Genomic DNA, 6,650 nt, shown 5'->3' with positions numbered 1-6,650 from the left:
GAAAGCAGCAGAGGATCCGAAAGTGCTTTCTATCAAACTGACCATCTATCGATTGGCGGAAGACTCTCGCATTACCAATGCTTTATTAAAGGCAGCTGAAAATGGAATTCACGTTTCGGTATTATTTGAGGTGAAAGCTCGCTTTGATGAGGAAAATAATATCTGGTGGGCTCGAAAGCTGGAAAAGTCTGGAGTTCACGTCGTTTATGGGCTAATGGGCTTAAAAACCCATACGAAGGTACTGCTTGTGGTACGGCGAGAGGATGGCCGTATTAATCGCTACGTTCATATTGGCACTGGCAACTATAACCCTAAAACCGCTAAGCTCTACACGGATTTGGGGCTATTGAGTAGTGATGAAAATTTAGGAGCGGACTTAACAGATCTATTTAATTTCCTCACCGGCTATTCGCGACAAAAGTCCTATCGGAAGCTACTCGTTGCACCTGTGAATCTACGCGATCGCATGTTAGAACTAATTCAGCGAGAAATTGCGCACTGTGAGCAAGGTGGAACAGGGCGGATCATTGCAAAAATGAACTCCCTTGTCGATCCGGTGATTATCCAAACGCTCTATAAGGCATCTCAAGCGGGTGTGTCTATTGATTTAATTGTGCGAGGAATCTGCTGCTTGCGCCCTCAACTGCCTGGCATTAGTGAAAATATCCGCGTGCTAAGCATTATTGGTCGATATCTTGAGCACTCTAGACTATTTTATTTTCATAATGAAGGAGAGGGCGAGATTTTCATCGGCAGTGCTGACTGGATGCCGCGTAATTTGGATCGACGAGTTGAAGCGATGACGCCCATTACTCACCCTAGGCTGATGAAAGACCTCCTAGAGGTATTAGATATCATGCTGGCGGATAATCGCCAAGCGTGGGAACTACAGCCGGATGGACATTATATCCAGCGTCGCCCTGGTGCAGATGAGGAGGAACGTAGTTCTCAGGTACTGTTGATGGAACGAGCCCTAAAGGCCAGTACACCTCTGTAGCCTATGAGTTAAGTCTGGCTTAGGGTGGGATGATAGAACCATGGAGCGATCGCCGATCGCACCCCTTAGACTCGTTTCGTTAAATAGAACATAATGCTGCCAACCTTTGACCCAAAACGCCTTCAGCAACAGATGCAGTTTGTCTTAGAAATTGACAAGCTTAAAGGCATCCTGCGGCAAACCCTGATTACCGATGCTTCGCGCCAGGAAAACAGTGCTGAACATTCTTGGCATATCGCGATGATGGCGATCGCCCTCGAAGAATATGCCCATCAGCCGGTGAGTCTGCTGCATGTGATTCGTCTGCTCCTAGTGCATGATCTGGTAGAAATTGATGCTGGCGATACCTTTTGCTATGACGCCGACGGCAACCAAAGTAAAGCAGCGCGGGAGATACAAGCAGCCGATCGCCTGTTTGGACTCTTGCCGCCGGAGCAAGAACAGCAACTGCGCGCCTGGTGGGATGAATATGAAGAGCAGGTGACGGCGGATGCCCAGTTTGCTAAGGCTCTGGATTGTCTGCAACCCTTTTTGAATAATATGCAGACCCATGGACATACCTGGATGCTGCATGGCGTGCATCATGCTCAGGTGCGCGATCGCATGTCGGCGGTGCAGGTTGGCGCGCCGGCTCTGTGGCCCTGGGTGGAATCGCAGATCGAGGAAGCGATCGCGGCGGGACTGCTGCGGGCCGCATAGTACCGCAAGATAGAAGAACGAAAATAGAAAAACGAAGATAGAAGAACGAAAAGGACTTCTAGGGCATACCAGGTTTTCCGCCTCAGCAGGCGGGTTACTGACGCCTCAGAGTACTAGACATTTGGTACGCTGGGAACGATTCGTTGGCAGGTGTCCTGGTTTAATGGGCATGAGTTTACGAGTTCAGCCTTGATGGAGATCAGCCATGCTTGTCACCCAGCACCCTGTATTTCGGCGGTTTTGGTATCCGGTGGTGCCCATCGCCCAGATTCAGCATGGCTCAGCAGCGTTTGAGCTTTTGGGACAACGGCTGGTGATTTGGCAGGCGGCCGAGGGGCAGCCGGTGGCGGTGGCCGATCGCTGTTGCCATCGTTCAGCGCGGCTTTCTCAGGGAACGGTGGTGGACGGTGCAATTCAATGTCCCTACCACGGCTGGTGTTTTGATGGGCAAGGTCGCTGTGTGCAGGTGCCCCAGGTGCCCGATCGCCCCATTTCTCCGGCCTATCAGGTGCCAGGCTATGCCTGTGTTGAGCGCTACGGCTATGCCTGGGTTTGCTTGGATAGTCCGCTGGCAGATATTCCCGATATTCCCGAGGCTGTGGATCCGCAGTTTCGCTACATTCCCCAGTTCTATGAACCCTGGCGCTGTGCCGGTTTGCGGCTGATGGAAAATTCCTTTGACAATGCCCATCCCCACTTTGTCCATCACAAGACCTTTGGCATCTCCCAGGAACCCGTACCACCGCCGCCCACCTCGTTGGAAGAAATGGATTGGGGGCTGACCATGACCTATGGACTGCCAGTGAAAAACTCTGACATGCAGAAGCAGAATCTTGGCATGGAAAGCGATCGCACCCTGCGCCTCAGTCGTGCCACCTGGTATCTACCCTTTCTCCGCACCCTGCGGATTACCTATCCTAACGGTCTGGTGCATCTAATTTTTACCGCAGCGACGCCGGTGAATGATCAGGTATCGCAGATTGTCCAGTTCTGTCTGCGCAATGATACGGAAGCGGATGCACCGGCCCAGGATATTATCGCCTTTGACCGAGCGGTGACGCTGGAGGATAAAGATATTTTGGAAGGGACGGACTATGACGTGCCCCTGGATCTCCATGCTGAGCAGCATATGTGGACGGATCAACCCGGCATTATCATGCGGCGCAAATTGGCGCACCTGATTCAACGAGCTGAAGCGCCAGCGATCGCTCTTTCTAGCGCTACACTCTAAAAGCGATCGCGTTTTCTAGAGCTATGACGTTTATTTTGACCAATGATGACGGCATTGATGCCCCCGGTTTGCAGGCCCTGCGGAATGCCGTTGGCGACAACAGTGTGATCGTGGCCCCGCAGGAGCAATATTCCGGCTGCAGCCACCAAATTACCCGAGGAGCAGCGATCGCCATTCAGCGCCGCTCGGATACGGCCTACGCCATTAATGGCACCCCTGCCGACTGCACTCGGGTGGCAGCAACCCATTTATGCCCTCAAGGAACCTGGGTGCTATCGGGCATCAATGCTGGGGGTAACCTAGGGGCAGATCTGTATGTGTCGGGAACCGTAGCAGCGGTGCGGGAGGCCGCCCTACTGCGATTGCCAGGTATCGCCTTTTCCCACTACATCCACCGCCGTCAGCCGATCAACTGGGAGCGGGCTACCCAGCTCACCGTTCAAGTCCTGGATCACCTGCTGGGTTTACCCCAGAAGCCTGGCTGTTTTTGGAACGTCAATCTACCCCATTTAGGGGACGACGATCCACCGCCAAACCTGGTATTTTGTTCGTGCTGCACCCAACCCCTGCCCACGGAGTTTGAAGTCGTCGATCAGCAATTTCGTTACACTGGCGAATATGGCGATCGCTTCCATGATCCAAACTCAGATGTGGCAGTATGCTTTGGGGGCAACGTTGCTATTAGCCAGGTTTGCCTGTGGTAGCCTGGCCTCGATGTGAGCCCGTGGTGTTTGGACATCAATCTCGTGAATGACTCAACCCAACTGCCGCTGATTGGCTGGCGAGAATGGCTAGTGCTGCCCGATTTGGGAGTCACAGCCATCAAGGCAAAAATTGATACCGGGGCCCGCTCCTCTGCACTCCATGCGTTTCATATTCAGCCTATCGAGCGCGATGGTCAGCCCTGGGTACGGTTTCAGGTTCATCCCTTGCAACGCAACAGCGATCGCACCCTGACCGCAGAAGCCCCGCTTTTAGACGAGCGGGAGGTGCGCAACTCCGGTGGCCATGCTGAACGGCGTCCTGTCATTCAAACGCGGGTTGCCCTAAATGGCCAGCATTGGCCGATTGAACTCACCCTCACCAACCGCGATGTGATGGGATTTCGTATGCTGCTGGGTCGGCAGGCCGTGCGCCATAAATTCTGGGTAGACCCAGGGCGATCGTACCTGCAAAGTGCTGATGTTCATTCCACTGTCCATCGTTCAGATTCCTTGTTCATCCATCTCACCGAGCCAGAGCCGTGACAGACTACAACGACCTGCATGACCATGATTCCTATGTTGATCAGAGCCAGACTGCTGACTCTAGCCCTGCCGATTCCCCCGCTAAATCGATGAAAATCGCCATTCTGTCGCAAAAAGCGTCCCTCTATTCCACGCGACGCCTGAAGGAAGCCGGTGAGGAACGCGGCCATGAGATCCGGGTGATTGACTACCTGCGTTGCTACATGAATATCACCTCCCACCGTCCTCAGGTGATCTACCAAGGGGATCCTTTGGATGATTTTGATGCAGTGATTCCGCGGATTGGCGCGTCCAAAACCTTCTACGGTACAGCGGTGGTGCGGCAGTTTGAGATGATGGGCGTCTTTTGCATGAATGAATCCCAGGCGATCTCGCGATCGCGGGACAAGCTGCGCTGTCTACAGCTCTTGGCCAGGAAGGGGATTGGTCTCCCAGTCACCGGCTTTGCCCATTCCACGAAAGATATTGAAGGCTTGATTGAAATTGTCGGCGGTGCGCCGCTGGTGATTAAGCTGCTGGAGGGTACTCAGGGCATTGGCGTGGTGCTAGCGGAAACCAAACAGGCAGCCCAGTCGGTGATTGAAGCTTTCCGTGGCCTGGATGCCAATATTTTGGTGCAGGAGTTTATTAAGGAAGCTGGGGGCATGGATATCCGCTGCTTTGTGATTGGCGACAAGGTGGTAGCGGCTATGAAGCGTCAGGGAGCCCCCGGCGAATTTCGTTCTAACCTGCACCGGGGCGGTATGGCAGCCAAAATTAAACTCACTCCGGAGGAGCGTAGCACGGCGATCCGGGCGGCTAAAGCCATGGGGCTGCGGGTGGCAGGGGTCGATATTCTGCGATCAAACCATGGCCCCGTGGTGATGGAGGTGAATTCATCCCCTGGTCTAGAGGGCATTGAAGCGGCAACCCAGGCGGATGTGGCAGGTAAGATTATTGAATTTGTGGCCAAAAATGCTACGCCGCAACGCAGCCGAAATCGCCTCAATGGTTAACCATGGCTAACCACAGTGCTGCAGGTTTGCGATACTCTGGAATGCATGAGTGATGTCAATGTCAGCAGGGATACAAAGGGTGGAGTCGAAGAGCGATCGCCCCTCGGTCGTCAGCCGGGGACGGCGATCGCGATTGGTGGAGTGGAGGTGCTGCCGGGACGCAAGCAGCGTCTAGAACTTCCCATTGCCCGCCTACCGACGCAAACGTTACTCAGTTTACCGGTGACGGTGATCAATGGGCGCTATCAAGGGCCCTGTCTTTGGCTGAGTGCCGCTATTCATGGCGATGAAATTAACGGTGTGGATATTATCCGCCAGGTGCTCACCCAGGTGAAACCCCATCGCCTGCATGGACGGCTGATTGCCGTTCCCATTGTCAATATGTTTGGCTTTATCGAACAATCGCGCTATCTACCCGATCGCCGTGATTTAAATCGATCCTTTCCTGGCTCCAAGCGCGGCTCTTTGGCAGCTCGCCTTGCTCATTTGTTTATGACTGAGGTGGTCGCCCATTGCGACTACGGCATTGACTTACATACCGCCTCTTTTCATCGGGTCAACTGGCCTCAGGTGCGCGGCGACTTCAGCAATGCCAAGACCTATGCGGTAGCGAAGGCCTTTGGGGCACCCATTATCATTCATTCATCCATGCGGGATGGTTCCCTGCGGCAAGCGGCAGCCAATCGCGGTATTCCAGTGTTGCTCTACGAAGCTGGAGAGGCCCTACGGTTTGATCAAGCAGCGATCGCTACCGGCGTGACGGGCATCTTACAAGTGATGTCGGCATTAGGGATGTATAGCTCACCCATCCTTCATTCTTCAGTTGATCCCATCGAGGTGCAAGAAACAAAATGGGTGCGGGCAAGTCGAAGCGGGATGCTGCACCCAGCGGTGACCTTAGGACAGTCGATTCAGAAAAAACAATCTTTGGGCTTCATCACCGATGCCTTCGGCGATCGCACCAGTAAAATTGATAGTCCCTACAACGGCATTGTCATCGGCCATACCAATAATCCCCTGGTCAATCAAGGCGATGGTCTATTTCATCTCGCGGTGACTGAGTCCTAGGGGGCGATCGCTAGATCCGAAACTTACCCTAACTCATCTATGGACATCTTTTTATACAACCATGATCTTGGTTACCCTAAATCTATTAATATTCTTTCTGAAAGCAACCAAAATATCCAGCACAATGAATGACTACGATTGCCCAAAACTCGGCTTGACAAGGATAAGAGAGTTTTTTCTGGTTGCTAGCACCCTATTACAATTAACTAGGGCTTGCTGAAAAAAGGGAATCTTCCTCAGTGCAGCATGATTTCTATCTAGTTTGACCTGCAGACAACAATACCGATAGATAACCGCAATCCCTAGACCGTACAGTCACGTTGCCTAGTACTCTCCAAATCGCGTCTAAACCATCTCATCACCGACCAGATCCACGCCAAAAGCCACAACAAGACGTGGCGGAGCCACCGCTC

The 6,650-nt window shown here is 53.0% G+C and carries 7 protein-coding genes; all 7 read left to right on the top strand.

What is annotated here, in order from left to right; translation table 11 throughout:
- Positions 1-997: polyphosphate kinase 1 (ppk1, locus tag V6D20_13860; protein HEY9816865.1), on the top strand; the 997-nt coding region annotated here is incomplete at its 5' end.
- 93 nt (positions 998-1,090) lie between these two features.
- Complete coding sequence (locus tag V6D20_13855; protein ID HEY9816864.1) at positions 1,091-1,696, top strand: HD domain-containing protein; 606 nt, start codon at positions 1,091-1,093, stop codon at positions 1,694-1,696.
- Positions 1,697-1,901: 205 nt separating this feature from the next.
- Entirely contained in the window at positions 1,902-2,927 is a 1,026-nt protein-coding gene (locus V6D20_13850; GenBank protein HEY9816863.1) for an aromatic ring-hydroxylating dioxygenase subunit alpha, read from the top strand.
- Positions 2,928-2,950: 23 nt separating this feature from the next.
- Positions 2,951-3,631 carry a 5'/3'-nucleotidase SurE gene (surE, locus tag V6D20_13845; protein HEY9816862.1) on the top strand — a complete coding sequence of 227 codons (681 nt, stop codon included), beginning with the start codon at positions 2,951-2,953 and terminating at the stop codon, positions 3,629-3,631.
- 42 nt (positions 3,632-3,673) lie between these two features.
- Complete coding sequence (locus tag V6D20_13840) at positions 3,674-4,174, top strand: ATP-dependent zinc protease (protein HEY9816861.1); 501 nt, start codon at positions 3,674-3,676, stop codon at positions 4,172-4,174.
- Positions 4,171-5,169, top strand: a complete 999-nt coding sequence (gene rimK / locus V6D20_13835) for a 30S ribosomal protein S6--L-glutamate ligase (GenBank protein HEY9816860.1) — start codon at positions 4,171-4,173, stop codon at positions 5,167-5,169. The genes V6D20_13840 and rimK overlap by 4 nt, the downstream gene beginning before the upstream one ends.
- 45 nt (positions 5,170-5,214) lie before the next feature.
- Positions 5,215-6,237: a succinylglutamate desuccinylase/aspartoacylase family protein gene (locus tag V6D20_13830; GenBank protein ID HEY9816859.1), complete on the top strand. Its 1,023-nt coding sequence runs from the start codon at positions 5,215-5,217 to the stop codon at positions 6,235-6,237.
- Positions 6,238-6,650 lie beyond the last annotated feature (413 nt).

It is taken from the genome of Candidatus Obscuribacterales bacterium (assembly GCA_036703605.1).
GTDB lineage: Bacteria > Cyanobacteriota > Cyanobacteriia > RECH01 > RECH01 > RECH01.
Note: the sequence above shows the minus strand (reverse complement) of the source record. Positions and strands in the feature narration are given on the sequence as shown.